Source organism: Pseudoxanthomonas mexicana, assembly GCF_001556105.1.
GTDB lineage: Bacteria > Pseudomonadota > Gammaproteobacteria > Xanthomonadales > Xanthomonadaceae > Pseudoxanthomonas_A > Pseudoxanthomonas_A mexicana_A.
The window spans coordinates 52,425-68,144 of sequence record NZ_LSIF01000028.1 but is presented as its reverse complement, the minus strand read 5'-3'; the positions used below and the strand labels follow the sequence as shown (position 1 = coordinate 68,144).

At 66.8% G+C, this 15,720-nt stretch carries 15 protein-coding genes, 1 tRNA gene and 1 pseudogene; 7 read left to right on the top strand and 10 right to left on the bottom strand.

Features of this window, described 5'->3' with window-relative positions; translation table 11 throughout:
- Window positions 1-114: 114 nt before the first annotated feature.
- Window positions 115-453: a CD225/dispanin family protein gene (locus tag AX730_RS05060; protein ID WP_062352891.1), complete on the top strand. Its 339-nt coding sequence runs from the start codon at window positions 115-117 to the stop codon at window positions 451-453.
- On the top strand, window positions 453-863 hold the full coding sequence (locus tag AX730_RS05055; protein ID WP_062353039.1) for a DUF2752 domain-containing protein: 411 nt from the start codon (window positions 453-455) through the stop codon (window positions 861-863). Before AX730_RS05060 ends, AX730_RS05055 begins: the two co-directional genes overlap by 1 nt.
- Before the next feature lie 12 nt (window positions 864-875).
- On the opposite strand, the gene AX730_RS05050 is transcribed toward AX730_RS05055, so the two are convergent.
- Genes AX730_RS05050 through AX730_RS05025 form a run of 6 tightly spaced genes read right to left on the bottom strand, consistent with a single transcriptional unit; the run spans window position 876 to window position 5,116 of the window.
- Window positions 876-1,754 carry a hypothetical protein gene (locus AX730_RS05050; RefSeq protein WP_062352888.1) on the bottom strand — a complete coding sequence of 293 codons (879 nt, stop codon included), beginning with the start codon at window positions 1,752-1,754 and terminating at the stop codon, window positions 876-878.
- Between the two features lie 38 nt (window positions 1,755-1,792).
- Complete coding sequence (nudC, locus tag AX730_RS05045) at window positions 1,793-2,740, bottom strand: NAD(+) diphosphatase (protein ID WP_062353036.1); 948 nt, start codon at window positions 2,738-2,740, stop codon at window positions 1,793-1,795.
- A 20-nt stretch (window positions 2,741-2,760) separates the two neighbouring features.
- Window positions 2,761-3,147 (bottom strand): iron-sulfur cluster insertion protein ErpA, encoded by a 387-nt coding sequence (erpA, locus tag AX730_RS05040; protein WP_062352885.1) that lies wholly within the window; start codon window positions 3,145-3,147, stop codon window positions 2,761-2,763.
- A 37-nt stretch (window positions 3,148-3,184) separates the two neighbouring features.
- The gene (locus AX730_RS05035; protein WP_083537730.1) at window positions 3,185-3,907 is read right to left on the bottom strand and encodes a DUF6776 family protein; all 723 of its coding nucleotides are present in this window, start codon (window positions 3,905-3,907) and stop codon (window positions 3,185-3,187) included.
- Between the two features lie 47 nt (window positions 3,908-3,954).
- Window positions 3,955-4,380 carry a bactofilin family protein gene (locus tag AX730_RS05030; protein ID WP_062352878.1) on the bottom strand — a complete coding sequence of 142 codons (426 nt, stop codon included), beginning with the start codon at window positions 4,378-4,380 and terminating at the stop codon, window positions 3,955-3,957.
- Window position 4,381: 1 nt separating this feature from the next.
- Complete coding sequence (locus AX730_RS05025) at window positions 4,382-5,116, bottom strand: DUF6776 family protein (RefSeq protein ID WP_062352876.1); 735 nt, start codon at window positions 5,114-5,116, stop codon at window positions 4,382-4,384.
- A gap of 98 nt (window positions 5,117-5,214) precedes the next feature.
- Here AX730_RS05025 and AX730_RS05020 point away from each other — a divergent pair, with 98 nt between their 5' ends.
- The 3 genes from AX730_RS05020 (at window position 5,215) to AX730_RS05010 (ending at window position 10,316) form a co-directional block, all read left to right on the top strand.
- The gene (locus AX730_RS05020; RefSeq protein WP_062352873.1) at window positions 5,215-5,835 is read left to right on the top strand and encodes a DUF4126 domain-containing protein; all 621 of its coding nucleotides are present in this window, start codon (window positions 5,215-5,217) and stop codon (window positions 5,833-5,835) included.
- An 83-nt stretch (window positions 5,836-5,918) separates the two neighbouring features.
- Window positions 5,919-7,808 (top strand): EAL domain-containing protein, encoded by a 1,890-nt coding sequence (locus AX730_RS05015; protein ID WP_062352870.1) that lies wholly within the window; start codon window positions 5,919-5,921, stop codon window positions 7,806-7,808.
- A 39-nt stretch (window positions 7,809-7,847) separates the two neighbouring features.
- Window positions 7,848-10,316, top strand: coding sequence for a hybrid sensor histidine kinase/response regulator (locus tag AX730_RS05010; RefSeq protein WP_407071472.1), 2,469 nt, complete (start codon window positions 7,848-7,850; stop codon window positions 10,314-10,316).
- Here the strand turns inward: AX730_RS05010 and bfr are convergent.
- The 3 genes and pseudogenes from bfr to AX730_RS18365 all read right to left on the bottom strand — a co-directional run.
- Window positions 10,289-10,759, bottom strand: a complete 471-nt coding sequence (gene bfr / locus AX730_RS05005) for a bacterioferritin (protein ID WP_062352867.1) — start codon at window positions 10,757-10,759, stop codon at window positions 10,289-10,291. The genes AX730_RS05010 and bfr overlap by 28 nt on opposite strands.
- 115 nt (window positions 10,760-10,874) lie before the next feature.
- Window positions 10,875-11,087, bottom strand: coding sequence for a bacterioferritin-associated ferredoxin (locus tag AX730_RS05000; protein WP_062352864.1), 213 nt, complete (start codon window positions 11,085-11,087; stop codon window positions 10,875-10,877).
- A gap of 185 nt (window positions 11,088-11,272) precedes the next feature.
- Window positions 11,273-11,756: pseudogene (locus tag AX730_RS18365) on the bottom strand (RNA pyrophosphohydrolase); the annotation flags it as partial.
- Window positions 11,757-11,872: 116 nt separating this feature from the next.
- On the opposite strand from AX730_RS18365, the gene AX730_RS04990 reads away from it, so the two are divergent.
- Window positions 11,873-11,949 (top strand) — tRNA-Met (locus AX730_RS04990).
- Between the two features lie 225 nt (window positions 11,950-12,174).
- Here AX730_RS04990 and AX730_RS04985 read toward each other — a convergent pair.
- The gene (locus AX730_RS04985; protein ID WP_062352857.1) at window positions 12,175-12,657 is read right to left on the bottom strand and encodes an Lrp/AsnC ligand binding domain-containing protein; all 483 of its coding nucleotides are present in this window, start codon (window positions 12,655-12,657) and stop codon (window positions 12,175-12,177) included.
- 108 nt (window positions 12,658-12,765) lie between these two features.
- Between AX730_RS04985 and AX730_RS04980 the strand changes: the two genes are divergently transcribed.
- Window positions 12,766-15,717, top strand: coding sequence for an L-glutamate gamma-semialdehyde dehydrogenase (locus AX730_RS04980; RefSeq protein ID WP_062352854.1), 2,952 nt, complete (start codon window positions 12,766-12,768; stop codon window positions 15,715-15,717).
- Window positions 15,718-15,720: the final 3 nt, after the last annotated feature.

The window sequence follows — 15,720 nt, the reverse complement described above, 5'->3', positions numbered from 1 at the left end:
GATGAGCCTCCTTGCCGTGGTTCATTTTTCGCACAGGTCTGGCACTATTGAGCGGCCTGAGCGGCATGCACGCCGACTCGCACGCCCCTCCATCCCTGTACAAGGAAAGCCTGCATGAGCGCCGTACCTCCCATGCCTCCGTCATCCGCCGCACCCGGCAGCGTTCCCAACCACCTCGCGTGGGCCATCGTGTCCACGGTGCTGGCCACCTGCCTGTGCTGTCCGTTCGGTCTGATCGGCATCGTCGCGATCGTGTTCTCGTCGCAGGTGAACGGCAAGCTCAACCAGGGCGATCTGGAAGGCGCGCGTCGCGCTTCCGCCAATGCCAAGACCTGGTGCTGGGTGACCACTGCGTTCGCCATCATCGGCTTGTTGCTCAATATCGTCGTGCTCGCCACGGGCGGCATGGAGCAGTACATGACGATGATGCAGCAGATGCAGCAGATGCAGTGATCGCACTGCGCCCCCTGCACTACGTTGCATTGACGGCGGCGGCCCTGGTGGCCGCCGCCGGCGTTTGGCTGCTGCTGAATTTTGATCCCAATGCCGCCGACAGTCCGTTTCCCGGCTGCATGTTCCGCGCGTTGACGGGCTACTTCTGCGTGGGATGCGGCCTGACGCGCGCCCTGCACGCGCTGGTCCACGGCGACCTGCCACGTGCGTTCGCGATGAACCCGCTGGTCGTCCTGTTGATCCCCGTGATCCCGCTGATGATTGCCCACGGACAGGGCTGGCGACCACGCATGCTGGCGCCGCTGATGCGCGTGTTGCTGGTGCCCTGGTTCTGGCTGGTACTGCTGCCTGCGTACTGGGTCGCGAGGAACCTGCCATGGTTTCCCTTCACGCTGCTCGCACCGGGCTGACCGATACGCGCCTCAGCTGACCCAGCCACCGATCACGAACACGGCCAGCACCGCCAGCCATAGCAGCAGGATGCGCCAGACCAGGCTCATGGCATCGCGAAGTTCCGGCAACTCGCGCATGGCCTGCACCATGCCCTCTTCCGCATACTCCTCGGCCTCTTCCGCCAGTTCGCCCCGCACGCTGGCGCGGGCCACCTGGGCGAGAAATCCGGTATCGGGACGGAAGCGCGCACCACCGGCCTCCCGCCAGGTGGAGAACACCGTATCGAAGTTGCCCACCAGCGCCATGGCCAACGTCATCAGTTGCGCGACGGGCCAATCCAGTGCCGTCTTCAGCGCGCGGGCGCCCCGGCTGTTCTGCTCGGGCAGGTCGGGGGCCGACGCACTCCTTGCCGCCAACCGATACAGGATGGCGCCCACCGGGCCCAGCAGCAGGAACCAGAACAGCACACCAAACCAGCGCTGCAGCGCATTGGCGAATACCGCTTCGACCAGTGCGGGACCGTCCAGCGCCGCTGTTTCACCGGTGAGTCCCAGCCGCGCAATCGCAGCGCGCCGTGTCGGTGCATCGTGCGCATCAATGATGGCTTCGACGTCCACGTCGAGGTCGCGCGGTCCCCACGCATAGACCAGGACGGCGATATCGAACAGCAGGCCCACCAGCCCATACACCGGACCATCAAGCATCCATTGCAACAGCGCAACGAGCAGCACGATGGGCGCGAGGGCGAGCGCAATGCCGTAGCGGCCCCGCCAGGCATCGCCGCCAGACTCGCCCAACCAGTGCAGCCATGCCGTGTACCAGCCGTACTGGCGGAACGACGCGACCAGTGCAGGCGCGACGTGGCCAAGCACCAGGGCAAGCACGACGGCAACGAGCGTGATCGACATGCGGTTCCTCCGACGCGGGATTCTATCGCGCCGACGCGTTAACGCAGGGTTTCGCCCGACGCGGCTGCGCTGCGCGCACGCATGCCGGCATGCCAGTGCGCGATCAGCGCATGCGCGATCGAGATGGCGGGCGGCAACAGCAGACCTTCGCCGTCCTCATCGCCGTCGCGTGCGAGCGCCGCATCGATCTCGTCGAAGGTGAACCAGCGTGCATCCTCGAGTTCGCCATCGACCTGCGGGACATCGGGCTCGGCGTCGGCGCAGAAGCCCAGCATCAACGCACCCGGGAACGGCCAAGGCTGCGCGCCGAGGTAGCGGCACGTCCGCACGCGCACCCGGGCTTCTTCCATCACTTCGCGCAAGACGGTCTGCTCCAGCGTCTCACCGGGCTCGACGAACCCGGCCACGACCGAATACCGCCGTGGCGGCCACGACGCCTGCCGCCCCAGCAACAGACGCTCGCCGTCGCTGACGGCGACGATGACAGCCGGATCGACGCGCGGGTAATGGTCCTTGCCGCATTGCGTGCAATGCGCGGTGTAGCCCGCGCGCCGGAAGGTGATGTCGCCGCCGCAGGCGCTGCAGAAGCGCGTGGACGACTGCCAGTGCAGCAGCGCACGCGCCATTGCGAACACGCCGGATTCGAATGCGGGCCACGTCGCCGCCGCCCGGCGCAGGTCCAGCCACGCCGGCGCATGCACGGCATGATGACGCGCATGGGCGGCGAACCACGCCAGGCCATCACGACGTCCCAGGAAAAGACTGGCGCCCGGCCCCCCACCCAGCGAAACGCCTTCGCAGGCCAGCAGCGAGCCATCGGCCTGCACCCGCGCGCGCCCGTCGTCATCGAGTATCAGCACGCGCGCAGATGGCCACAGGCGCGCCAGCGCATCGGCGTCATCGCGCAAGGCGTCGGCACGATCCAGCGTATCGCCCGCGAAGGCGAAACCGGAGAGTGGTGCGGAAAGCGGAACAGGACCTGTCACGGAACGCGGCAGGCCAGGCGTCACATGCTGAAACTGCTGCCGCAGCCGCAGGTGGTCTTCGCGTTGGGATTGCGGATGACGAACTGCGCGCCCTGCAGGCTCTCGCTGTAATCCACTTCCGCCCCCATCAGGTATTGCAGGCTCAGCGGATCGACCAGCAGCGACACGCCGTCGGTGTCGACCGCGACGTCGTCCTCGGCACGGTTCTCGTCGAACTCGAACCCGTACTGGAAGCCCGAGCAGCCACCGCCCTGGATGTAGACGCGCAGAGCCAGGCTGTCGCTGCCTTCTTCCTGGATCAACTCGCGCACCTTCGCCGCCGCGGCCGGCGTGAAGTTCAGCGGGCGGTCGATCGACTGGTAGTCGGGTGCGGCCGCCGCGATGGGCAGGGAAACGACGGTAGTCATGCGGAAAGGATGAGGGCTCGGGGAGGGCAGTTCAAGGTCAGGGGGTGCCGGCGCCGGCGCCTTCCTTCGCCGTGGCCTGTACCCACGGGAACGACTGTTCCACGGCGGCACCGCCCTGCGGCACGACGCGGGCGATCACCCGGACCGGCTTGAACCCCGGCGGCAGCAGCAGGTCGCCTTCGACCTGTTGGAAATACTTGAACGAGTAAGGCACGCCCGGTGCGTTCGGCTGCTGCCGCAGGTCGGCCCAGGCCAGGCGACGCAGCTTGCCGGCCTCGGTGCCTTCCACCGATACCAGCAGGCGACCGGCATTCACCGCGCCCCGGTTGAGGTTCTGGGTCAACGTGGCGGTGAAGTGCCACGCCTGTTCGTCCTGCGGCTGCAGGGTCAGCTCGTGCACCGACAGGCCGCGGCGCTGGGCGGTGGCGCCGACGAACCGCTCGTAGAAGGCGACATCGGCGCGCAGGCCGGCGATTTCCTCGTCACGCTCGGAGAGGGTCGCCTGCAGGTCGCGATTGGCATCGCGACTGATCTGGTCCGAGCGGGACAGCGTGGCCGTCTGCTGCTCCAGTGATTCGATGCGTTGCTGCTGGCCGCGCAGCTGGGCCGGCGTGGGGCCATTCCCCTCGCTGCCAGCCATCGAGCGCCACGCAGCCCATCCGCCTGCCACGACCACCACGATCAGCGCCACGATGACGATGACCGGCCCCCTCCTGAATCGGGGTGGCGGCACGGTCGGCGGAAGGGGTCTGGCGTTCATGGCCGCAGGATAGCGCGGCGGTTCCCAGCCGGCTCTGAATGACGCCGTCAGGCGTCGGCGGCCGCCCAGGCTTCCGGTAACGGCGAGGCGGCGTGTGCGTCGTTCTCCACCGCATCCGCATGCACCAGCCGACCCGTCAGTTGCGCGCCCGCGCTCATCTCGACGACCTTGTAGTGCAGGTTGCCCTGCACGCGGGCCTTGGTGGCCAGCTCGATCCGCTCGAAGGCATGGACGTCGCCGGTCATGCGCCCGTTGATCACCACCACCGGCACCTGCACCTCGCCCTCGATGCTGCCCTGTTCGGCGAGCGTCAACACGGCTCGCCCCCCGTTCTCGGCGATCACCTTGCCCTGGATATGGCCCTCGACGTACAGGCCGCCGCTGAATACGACGTCGCCGCGGATGGTGACCTGCGGGCCGATCAAGGTGTCGATGGCCCCTGCGTCGGGTCGGATGGGCTTGGTCTTGAACATGTCACTTGCCTCCTGCGGCAGTAGCGGTCTTCCAGTCGAGGGCTTGCTCCACGGCGGCATCGTCGCCGTGCAACGTCACCTTGACGCGCTGTGGCGTGAAGCCAGCCGGCAGCATCACGTTGCCATCCAACTGCTGGAAATAACGGAAGGAATACGTCTGTCCCGGCGCGCTGCGCTGCTGGTGCAACTCATCCCATTGCACCGCTGCCAGCTTGCCCTCGCGTACGCCTTCCACGGCGAAACGCATCTGGCCCTGGCTGATCGCGCCCCGGTTCATCGTCTGCGTCAGCATGATCTGGTAGCGCCAGGTGCCGCCCGCCTCGGCCGCGAACTCGGCCACGTGCACGGTCAGCCCCTTGCGCTGGCTGGTCGAACCCACCAGGCGCTCGAAGAAGGCGATGTCGGCGCGCAACGCGGCAATCTCCTCATCTCGCTCGGCAAGCGCCTCCTGCACTTCGGCATTGGCCGCGCGGCTGATCTGGTCGGAACGCGACAGGGTCGACTCGCGCTGACGCAGGTTGTCCAACTCGGCCTGCACGGCCTTGATGTCGTGCTCCGCGCGCGCGCGCGCGCCGTCCGCATGCGCCAATCGAGGCGCTGCCGTGTAGCTGGCGGCCCACCAGGCTGCTCCCACACTGGCCACCCACGCCAGAGCCAGCAGCAGCGAGGTACAGCGGCGACGCACGGCCGCATCACGCGGCACGATCCGGAAGCGGGAAGAAACAGGCGCAGACATGACGGACAAGCGGCAGGCGGCGCTCAGCCGGCAGCCAGACGGGACCCCTATACTCGCCGCAGTGGCGCGAGCCATTGAGTTTAACGGGAGTGGCGGGGATGTCCGAAGCGCATCTTTTCGTAATTGGGATCCTGTTGGCATGGATGGCCGGGATCCGCGTCTACCTCACGGTCTTCGGTGTCGGCCTGGCCGGCGCGCTGGGCTGGCTTGACCTGCCGCCGGCGTTGCAGGCGACCGAATCGTGGTGGGTGTTGGGCACCTCCGGCGCACTGGCGCTGACCGAGTTCTTCGCCGACAAGATCCCCGGCGTGGACTCCGGCTGGGACCTCCTGCAGACGCTCGCGCGCGTGCCGGCCGGCGCTTTCCTAGCGGCTGCCACGCTGTCGCCGGATGGCCAGCTCAGTGGCGGCGTGCTGGCGGCGGGCGCCGGCGTCGCACTGACCAGTCATGTACTCAAGAGCGGCTCCCGCGCCCTCATGAACACGTCGCCCGAACCGGTCAGCAACTGGGCCGCCTCGATCACCGAGGACGCCGTCGTGGTCGGCGGCCTGGCGCTGGCCTTCGCGCACCCCTGGATTGCGTTGTTCCTGGTGATCGGTGCATCGGTGCTGATCGCGGTCGCCGTGTGGTGGGTCTGGCGCAAGGTGTCGCGTGGCCTGAAGCGTTTGCTGCAGGCGTCGCCACTCGCGGATGCGCCACCCCCGACCTCAGGCCCGTGACAGGGGCCGGTGCATCGGGGATCATGAGCGCTGCCTCGGCCGTGAACTTCATCGCATAATGGGGCTCAGCTTGGGGAAGCCTGATGTCCGCCATCGATTCCACATCCCGCCCGCAGGATGAGCCTTCACGCTCGCGCCTGCGTGCCGAAACACCGCCGGCGCACCATTGGCGCCGCTGGGTGGGTGATGCCGCTCCCGAGGATGTGGCGGATGCCCCCGGAGCCGGAGAGCCCGCCGAGATGACCCCACACCCCGTCGCACCGTCTGCCGCCCCGATCACCGCGACACCCACGTCCGTCGCGTCGGTGGATCCGCCCGAACCCATCGACCCGGAATCCCCGTACCGCGTGCTGATCGTCGAAGACGACCGCGGCCAGGCCCTGTTCGCCCAGAGCGTGCTGCACGGCGCCGGCATGCAGGCCGAGGTGCAGATGCAGTCGGACGGACTGCTCGACACCATGCGGCGCTTCCGTCCCGACCTGGTCCTGATGGATCTGCACATGCCGGGCACGGACGGCATGTCGCTGACCATGCTGCTGCGGCAGCAACCCGAATACCTGCATCTGCCCATCGTATTCCTGACCGGCGACCCGGACCCGGAACGCCAGTTCGAGGTGCTGGAAAGCGGCGCGGACGACTTCCTCAACAAGCCGATCCGCCCGCGCCACCTGATCGCCGCGGTCTCCAATCGCATCCAGCGTGCGCGCCAGCGCAATCAAGCCCTGCAGGCGCCGCGCCCGTCCGTGAACTCCGATACCGGCCTGCCGACGCGCACCTTCGTGCTGCAGCAGCTCGCCGAATCGCTGCAGCGGCAGTCGCGCGGCGGCGTGTTCTTCGTTGAGGTCAACAGTGCGCTGAGCCTGCGTGAACGCTACGGCTATGCGGTGTTCGAGCACCTGATGAACCAGGCCGGCCGCCAATTGGCGGCGGCGGCGTCGCCACACCCGGTGGCACGTCTGAACGACAACAGCTTCTTGATGCTGGCCGACAGCGTCGATGAAACCACGCTGGCCGCGCTGGCGCAGCAGTTGCGCGACGGCCTTGCCGGCCATGATTTCCAGACCCGCCCCAACGAAATCCTCAAGCTCCGGGGCTCGGTGGGTTACACCGCGCTGTCGATCGGGTTCGCCGACGCCGGCAGCGCACTGGAAGCCATCGAGCGCGCCGTACTGCAGGCCCGCCTGAAGTCAGACAGCCTGGCCGAATACGTGCCGGCCGAAGTCGACGACGATGCGCCGCGCATCTCGCTGGAAGACGGTCAGTTCGAACTGGCCTACCAGCCCATCGTGGCTGTCGCCGGCAGTGACCAGGCGCAATACCAGGTGCTCCTGCGGATGCGCCAGCCCGATGGCTCGTTGCTGCCGGCCTCGCAGGTCATTCCGGCCGCCGAGCTCGCCGGCGGCATCGCCCAGATCGATCACTGGGTACTGGAGCACGCGCTGTACGTGCTCGCCGAGCGCCAGGCCGCGGGGCCATCGCTGCGCCTGTTCGTCTCGCAGTCACCACGATCGCTGGCCCGCGAAACGCATGCGCAGTGGTTGCTCGACGCCCTGCGTGCGCGCGGTATCGAGGGCACCTCGCTGGTCATCGACCTGCGCCTTGCGGATGCGCTCATCCACACCGTCACGCTGCGCCAGTTCTGCCAGCAGCTGATGCCGGCCGGCGTGCAGTTCTGCCTGAGCCAGTTCGAGCCGGGTACAGAAGCCGATGCCCTGCTCACCCAGTTGCCGCTGGGCTTCGTCCGCGTCTCCAGCAGGTACGCCAGTGCGCACGCGGACCCGGTGCTGCGTGACCAGCTGCGCGGCATCATCGACAACGCGCATCGCCAGGGCCTGCAGGTGATCGGTCAGCAGATCGAGGATCCGCAGGCCGCAGCGGCCATGTGGATGGGCGGCGTCGACTTCATCCAGGGCAATCTGGTGCAGGCGGTCGGCAGCGAACTCGGTTTCGACTTCCACAACGCGGTGCTGTAACAGATGCCCTCGACCGGTCGCATGCCGGTGATGCCCTGGGTGACGGTGGCATGCGCCACCGTCTCGGTGGCCTCGCTGGGCCTGCACTGGGCGGGCATCGCCGGCCCCTGGTTGCAGGTGGCCACCGGCAGCGGCACCGCAGGATTGCTGGGCGCCTTCACCTCCGCCTGGCACACGCGCGTCGACGCGCGTCGTCATACCGGGATCCAGGCGCGTGCGGCGATGGCCGAATCCGAACGCGACGGGCTGCAGCGCGACCTCCAGCGGCATGACCGCCTTGAGCAGGAATTGCTGCGCGCCAAGCAGGCGGCCGAATCCGCCGCGATGGCGAAAGGCGAATTCCTGGCCACGATGAGCCACGAAATCCGCACCCCGCTCAACGGCATCGTGCCGATGCTGGAAATGCTGTCGCGCGCACCGCTGGCGCCCGACCAGCGCGAGATGCTGACGACGGCGACCGCGTCATCCCATCAATTGCTGCGGATCGTCGACGACATCCTCGACTACTCCAAGCTCGAGGCCAACAAGCTCGACCTGGAGATCACCGGCTTCAACCTGCGCGAGTTGCTCGACAGCGTGCTGCAGTTGATGTATCGACCGGCGGAGAACAAGGGCCTTCGACTCAGCCTGCAGCTCGACCCGGCCGTGCGCCTGCCGGTGCGTGGCGACCCGGTGCGCCTGCGCCAGGTGCTGACCAATCTGGTCGGCAACGCGATCAAATTCACCGAGCGCGGCACGGTCACCATTGTAGTGCGCCGGCTGGGTGAAACCGCTGCGCAGCACCTGCTGCGGTTTGAGGTGCGCGACACCGGCATCGGCATCGAAGAGGATGCGCGCCATCGCCTGTTTCATTCCTTCAGCCAGGCCGACGCCTCGACCACGCGCCTGTATGGCGGCACCGGGCTGGGACTGGCGATTTGCCGGCGCATCGTCGATCTGATGGGTGGTCGCATCGACGTCGTGTCGGAGGTGGGCCGTGGCTCCACGTTCTGGTTCGAAGCGCCCTTGATGAAAGTCATCGGCGACCTGCGACAGCGTGACAACGGCGTGCTGGACCATGGCCGTGTGCTGATCGTGTCGCCGGATGCCCGGCTGCGCCAACGCCTCACACTGCTGTCCACCAACTGGGGCATGCAACCTGTCGCCGTCGAGACGACGCAGGAGGCGCTGGATCGCCTGCGCCTCGTCGGCGAACAGGGGCAGCAGGATTACCTGGCGGTACTGGCTGACATTGGTGGCATCCGCAGCACCGCGCTGGCGCTGCATCGGGCCATCGCGCGCCGCCCCTTGCCAGACACGCTGCGCTTGCTGTGGCTGTACGGCGACGAGACCGTCCCCGCGGAACTCCATCCACGCAGCACACTGCTGTCGCGACAATCACCCGACGCGGACCTGCGCGCCGCGTTGACGGGCGCCACACCCGAGCCGGAGCCTGTCGCCGACACTGCCGCGCTGGAAGAGATCTTCCCGGAGTCACCCAGCCTTCTAGGCTCAGCCGGTGATGATGCTTCGCCTGCGTTTGATGCGAACGAAACATCAAGCGTGCCTGTCGCAGTCGTTGCTGCCCCGGCCGACGTTGCCGTCGCAACGGAACCTGAGCCTGCCGTCGTCAGTGCCATGCGCACAGAACCACGCCTGTTGTTGGTGGAAGACAATCCGGTCAACCTGCTGGTGGCGCAGAAGTTGCTGTCCGCCCTCGGCTTCAACTGTGAGACTGCCGCCAACGGCGACATTGCGCTGAAGCGCATGCAGCTAGAGCACTTCGACCTGATCCTGATGGATTGCCAGATGCCGGTGTTGGACGGCTACGCCGCGACACGGCGCTGGCGCGAACTGGAAGCGCAGCGCGCCGATGGCGGCCGCCTGCCCATCGTGGCGATGACCGCCAATGCCATGGCAGGCGATCGCCAGCGTTGCCTTGACGCTGGCATGGACGACTATCTGGCCAAGCCGGTCTCGCGCGAGCAACTCGAGAGCTGCCTGCACCGATGGCTGCCCGATCGCATGAACTTCGTGCTGCGCAACGCCGCACTTGTTACCCCAGCGGAACCCGCCCCGCCCGCGCCTGCCGTAGCCACGGCGCGTTCGCCCGCACCCAGCTTCCCGGTACTGGACCAGACCATGCTGGAGGAACTGCGCGAGATCGCGGGCGACGAAACGACGCGCATCATCACCATCTTCCTGGAAGACGCCCCGCGCCTGATCGGCACGCTGGAGAAGGCCGCCGCCGTACCCGACCTGGATGCGATGCGCGATGCAGCGCATACCCTCAAGTCATCCAGCGCGAACGTCGGCGCCATGGCGTTGTCGGCGGCCGCCAAGCGCGTGGAGCTGGGTGCCCGCGCCCGCAAGCTGGAACGCCCGGCCGTGGCCGTGGCGCTGGTCATCGCGGAGTACGCGCGTGCCCGCATGGCACTGCAAGGCTACGCCGCGCAGCAATTGGGTCGACCACTGCTTCCGCCGCTGTCGACCCCGCCCCCTCAATCTTCGAGTTTAGTCAGCAGGTAATTCGGTTCGCCAATACGGTCGATCACCGACAGCTGTGTTTCCAGCCAGTCGATGTGCTCCTCCTCGGAGTCCAGGATGTTGGCGAACAGCTGGCGGGTGACGTAGTCGGCCACCGATTCGCAGTACGCGATCGCTTCACGCAACACCGGCAGCGCTTCCTGCTCAAGTACAAGATCGCACTCGAGGATCTCGCGCGGCGTCTCGCCGATGCGCAGCTTGCCCAGCGCCTGGAAGTTCGGCAGGCCATCGAGGAACAGGATGCGCTCCGACAGCTTGTCGGCATGCTTCATCTCGTCGATGGATTCCTTGTACTCGTGTTCTGCAAGTTCCTTGAACCCCCAGTTCTTCAGCATCTTGGCGTGCAGGAAATACTGGTTGATCGCAGTCAGCTCGTTGTAGAGCGCCTTGTTGAGATACTCGATGACCTTGGCGTCGCCTTTCATGGCCATGCTCCGTGGGCGGAAGGACGGCAAAGGTTAGCCCGAGCGCGCACCTGATGACGGAACGCGAATCGTGATCATTCTGTGGGAAGTGCCTCGCCGCCGACAGGCGGCGACGTCAGGCGGCGTGCGACAGCACGAGGATCGGGAACAGCGGTTCGTGTGAAGCCGGCTGGGCGGCTTGCAGCACATCCATCGCCATGTCCAGGCAGCTTCCACAATTGGCACCAGCGCCGGTCCGCATCGTCAACTCAGCCACGGTGGAGCATCCCGAAGCGGCGGCTTCGCGGATCTGATGGTCGGTAATGCCGTTGCAGATACAGACGTACACGGGGAGGCGGCAATGCGGCGGGCACGGAACGGCCCATCGCCATTCCACCTCGAATGAGAATGATTGTCAATTCTTGGCGGGTTCGCCCGCGCCACTCTGTTTACGCGCGGGTCGGCTGCGGTCACGACTTCTACGAAGAGCAGGTTCTGCAACTCGTGGACCGGACAATGGGGGCGGGATCGCCTGCGGCCCCGCGACCATCCTTGCGAACGTCGCCAAGTGTTCCAGTGCGCTGGCGTAAACGCGGCGCTTGAAGATCACTACATGCTCAAGCGGGTACCAGAAATCGACCCAGCGCCAATGGTCGAATTCTGGGCTTTCCGTGAGATCGAGCCTGAGGTTGGCCTCGTCGCCCACCAGGCGCAGCAGAAACCAGACCTGCTTCTGCCCGATGCAGACCTGTCGTTCGTTGCGACGGATGGCACGAGGCGGCAAGCGATAGCGCAGCCAGCCGGGCGTTACGCCCAGAACCTCCACATGTTCGGGCAACAGGCCGGTTTCTTCGCGCAACTCGCGGTACATGGCCTCGACCGGCGTCTCGTCCGTGTTCATGCCGCCTTGTGGGAACTGCCAGCCATCCCGGCGCACACGTCGCGCCCAGAACACCCGACCATCCGGCCGCATCAACACGATCCCGACATTGGGTCGGTAGCCGTCCGGATCGATCACGATGCGGACTCCTGAAATCTACTGCCGTCGACTCTGCCACGCCCCGCTGCGGGCGACAAGCATGCCTCCCCGGCTTGACAGGCAAGGGGTCGAAATGAAGAATACGCGGTTCACGCGGCTATGTAGCTCAGCCGGTTAGAGCACAGCACTCATAATGCTGGGGTCGGTGGTTCGAGTCCACCCATAGCCACCAGATTTCCTAGCGAAATCAACGCGTTGAATAAAAGCCGCCGCGAGGCGGTTTTTTATTGGCTTGGGAACGGACGGCTCACGACTGCGGCGGCCTTGAATAATGGCCCGGGAAGGTTCCTGCAGCAGGCCACTGAAATCAGCCCGGTGGCCGCGCGCGCACTGATTCCTGCCTCCGAAGCAGATGCATGCCCCGCCCTTCCGCGGATTGCGGGGATCGCTCGTGGATTCAGCCAGCCATGCCCTCTCGGGAACCGAGATAGATGTCAGCGCTGTTCTTGATTTCCTCCATCACGGCGTAGGTGCGTGTCTCCCTGACGCCCGGCAACCTCCAGAGCACGCGCCCGGCGATGTCTCGATAATCCGACATGTCGGCGGCGCGCAGCTTGAGCAGGTAGTCGAAACCACCAGCCACGAGGTGGCATTCCATCACTTCGGGAAGCGCACGCACCGCCTCCTTGAAATCTTCCAGGATGTTCTGCGTGGTGCGATCGAGCAGCACCTCGACGAAGACGAGCATCCCGACACCCAGCTTCATCGGATTGAGTACGGCACGATATCCGATGACGTAGCCATCGGCCGTCAACCGACGCACACGATCCAGCGTGGCGGTGGGCGACAGGTGTATCGCCTCGGCAAGCTTCAGATTGGTGATGCGGCCATCGTTCTGCAAGAGGGCGAGGATCTTGCGGTCGGTCCGGTCAATCGCCATGGAAATCTCGGCTGTTCGGGCGTGAAGCGGGGGAAAACCGAGACTAATCCGCCAGCAGTCTCCGGAAAATGGCGGACACATTCCCGTCCTTCGCCAAAGCAGACCGTCATGCGCCTTCCCTCGCCGTACCGCCCCGAATCCGACGTCGTCGCCCGGCTGCTCGCTTCTCTGGACAACCTGGACTGGGACACGGCCAGCGCCGACGGCGGCGAGTGGATCGACCGCGTCCGCGCACAGAAGCCTGCGAGCTTCGCCATGGAAACGCTGTTGCGGGAGTACCCACTGTCCAGTGCGGAGGGGCTGACCCTGATGCGCCTTGCCGAAGCCCTGCTCCGCGTGCCCGACGTGGAGACGGCGATGGCGCTCACCGCCGACCAGCTGGCACGCGCCGACTTCTCCGGCGTCTCCAATTCCTGGCTCACCCGGCTGTCGAACCAGGCGATCACGCTGTCGAAGAAAATGCTGGGGCCGACCGGTGCGCCGTCGGGCTTCTTCTTCGCCGCGGGTGCCAAGGTCGTGGTCGCCGCCACGGTGCGCGCGGTGCAGCTGATGGGCAGCCAGTTCGTGATGGGCGAGACGCTCGACGAGGCGCTCGCCGATGCCCGCAGGCAACGCAATGCACGGCATGACGTCCGCTTCTCGTACGACATGCTCGGCGAGGGCGCACGCGCCGACGCCGACGCATTGGCTTACCTGGCCAAGTACCACGATGCCATCGCGACATTGGGTGCCGCCCGTGACCGCAACGTCCCGGTGGAACAGGCCGATGGCGTGTCGATCAAGCTGTCGGCGATCGACGCCCGCTTCGAGGCGCTGCAGCACGACCACGTGATGACCATGCTGGTACCGCGCGTGCTGGCGTTGGCGCAGGCAGCCGCGGCGGCCGACATCAACCTCACGATCGATGCGGAAGAAAGCGAGCGCCTGGAAATCTCGCTGGACGTGTTCGAATGCGTCGCCCGCGATATCGCGCTCCAGCATCCGCAGTGGCGTGGTTTCGGCCTGGCCGTGCAGGCCTACCAGACGCGTGCGCTGGAGGTGATCGAGGAAGTCGCCCGCATCGCTCGCGCGCATGGCCAACGCTTCATGGTGCGGCTGGTGAAAGGCGCGTACTGGGATTACGAAATCAAGCGCGCGCAGGAACTCGGCCTGCCGGCATTCCCGGTCTTCACCCACCGCCACCACACCGATATCGCCTATCTCGCCTGCGCAAAGGCGATGCTGGCCATGTCGGACGCGATCTATCCCCAGTTCGCGGGACACAACGCCGGCACCATCGCCGCGGCGCTGCACCTGGCGCAATCGGTGGGAACGCCGTTCGAACTGCAGCGCCTGCACGGCATGGGCGACGCTGTCCATGCCGAAGTGCACCGGCAATACCCGCAGGTCGGCCTGCGCGTGTATGCCCCCGTGGGCGCGCACAAGCGTCTGCTCGCCTACCTCGTCCGGCGGCTGCTGGAGAACGGCGCGAACTCCTCCTTCGTCAATCAACTGACCGACCCGGGCATTCCGCCGGCGGCGCTCGTGCGGTCGCCGTTGTGGCGGGAGACCCGCAGTGGCGTGACGTTGCCGCGCCATCTTCTGGAAGAACGTCGCAACACCGCGGGCACTGATCCGGCCTGCGTGGCGATGGCCGCACCCCTGCTCGCGGCATGGAGCGACGTGCAACTGCAGACACCACCCGACACCGATGTCGACGCGGTCCCCCGCCTCATCGACACGCTGGCGAACGGCCAGAAGGCATGGAACGTGCGCAGCGTCGAAGCGCGCGCCGAGATCCTGGAGCGAGCCGCGGATGCACTGGAACGCGACCTGGCGCACTGGTGCGCGCGGATCGTGCGCGAGGGCCATCGCACGTGGGTCGATGCCATTCCCGAGGTCCGCGAGGCCGCCGACTTCTGCCGCTACTACGCGCAGCAGGCACGTGGCCTGATGGTGCCGCGCACGCTGCGTGGCATCACCGGCGAACGCAACACCTACCGCCTGCGCGGACGCGGAGTGTGGGTCTGCATTTCGCCATGGAATTTCCCGCTGGCGATCTTTACCGGCCAGGTGGTCGCCGCCCTGGTCACCGGCAATGCCGTGGCCGCCAAGCCGGCCGAACAGACACCGGGCGTGGCGGCGCACCTGATCGCGCTGCTGCACGATTGCGGGGTTCCACGCGACGTGCTCGCCGGCGTGTACGGTGATGGCCGGATCGGTGCGGCGCTGGTCGCACAACCGAAGGTCGCCGGCGTCGCGTTCACCGGGTCGACGCCGGTGGCCAAGGCCATCGCACGCACGCTGGCCGCCACGGACGGGCCCATCGTGCCGCTCATCGCGGAAACAGGCGGCATCAACGCGATGATCGTCGATGCCACCGCGCTGCCCGAGCAGGTCGTGGATGCGGTGGTGCAGAGTACGTTCCGCAGCGCCGGCCAGCGGTGTTCTGCGCTGCGCGTGCTGTGCGTGCAGGACGACATCGCCGATGACGTGCTGGCGATGCTGCGGGGCGCAATCGCGCTGCTGCGCGTGGGTCCGGCCTACGACCTGTCGACCGATCTCGGCCCGGTCATCGACGCCGAGGCCCATGACCGGTTGCGGCAGCAGATCACCGCACTGGAGACCCGTGCGACGCTGATCGCGCGGGCGCCCTTGCCCGATGACGCCGCATCCGCGGCCTACGTGGCACCGGTCGCCTTCGAGATCGCGGCACTGGAGGACGCCACCGAAGAAATCTTCGGCCCGGTACTGCAGGTCGTGCGCTGGCGCGGCGACGTCATGGCGCTGGTCGAACGGATCGACGCGCTGGGCTACGGCCTCACGCTCGGCGTGCAGACCCGCATCGATACGCGTGCCGAAGCCGTCGCGGGTGCCGCGCACGCGGGCAACCTCTACATCAACCGCAACATGATCGGCGCGGTCGTCGGCCTGCAACCGTTCGGTGGCGAAGGCCTTTCGGGGACTGGACCCAAGGCGGGCGGGCCGCTGTACCTGTCGCGCTTCTGTGCCGAATCCTCGGTCAGCGTGAACACCGCCGCGGCCGGCGGCGATGTCGCGCTGATGGTGGGTGGCGGCTGAGCC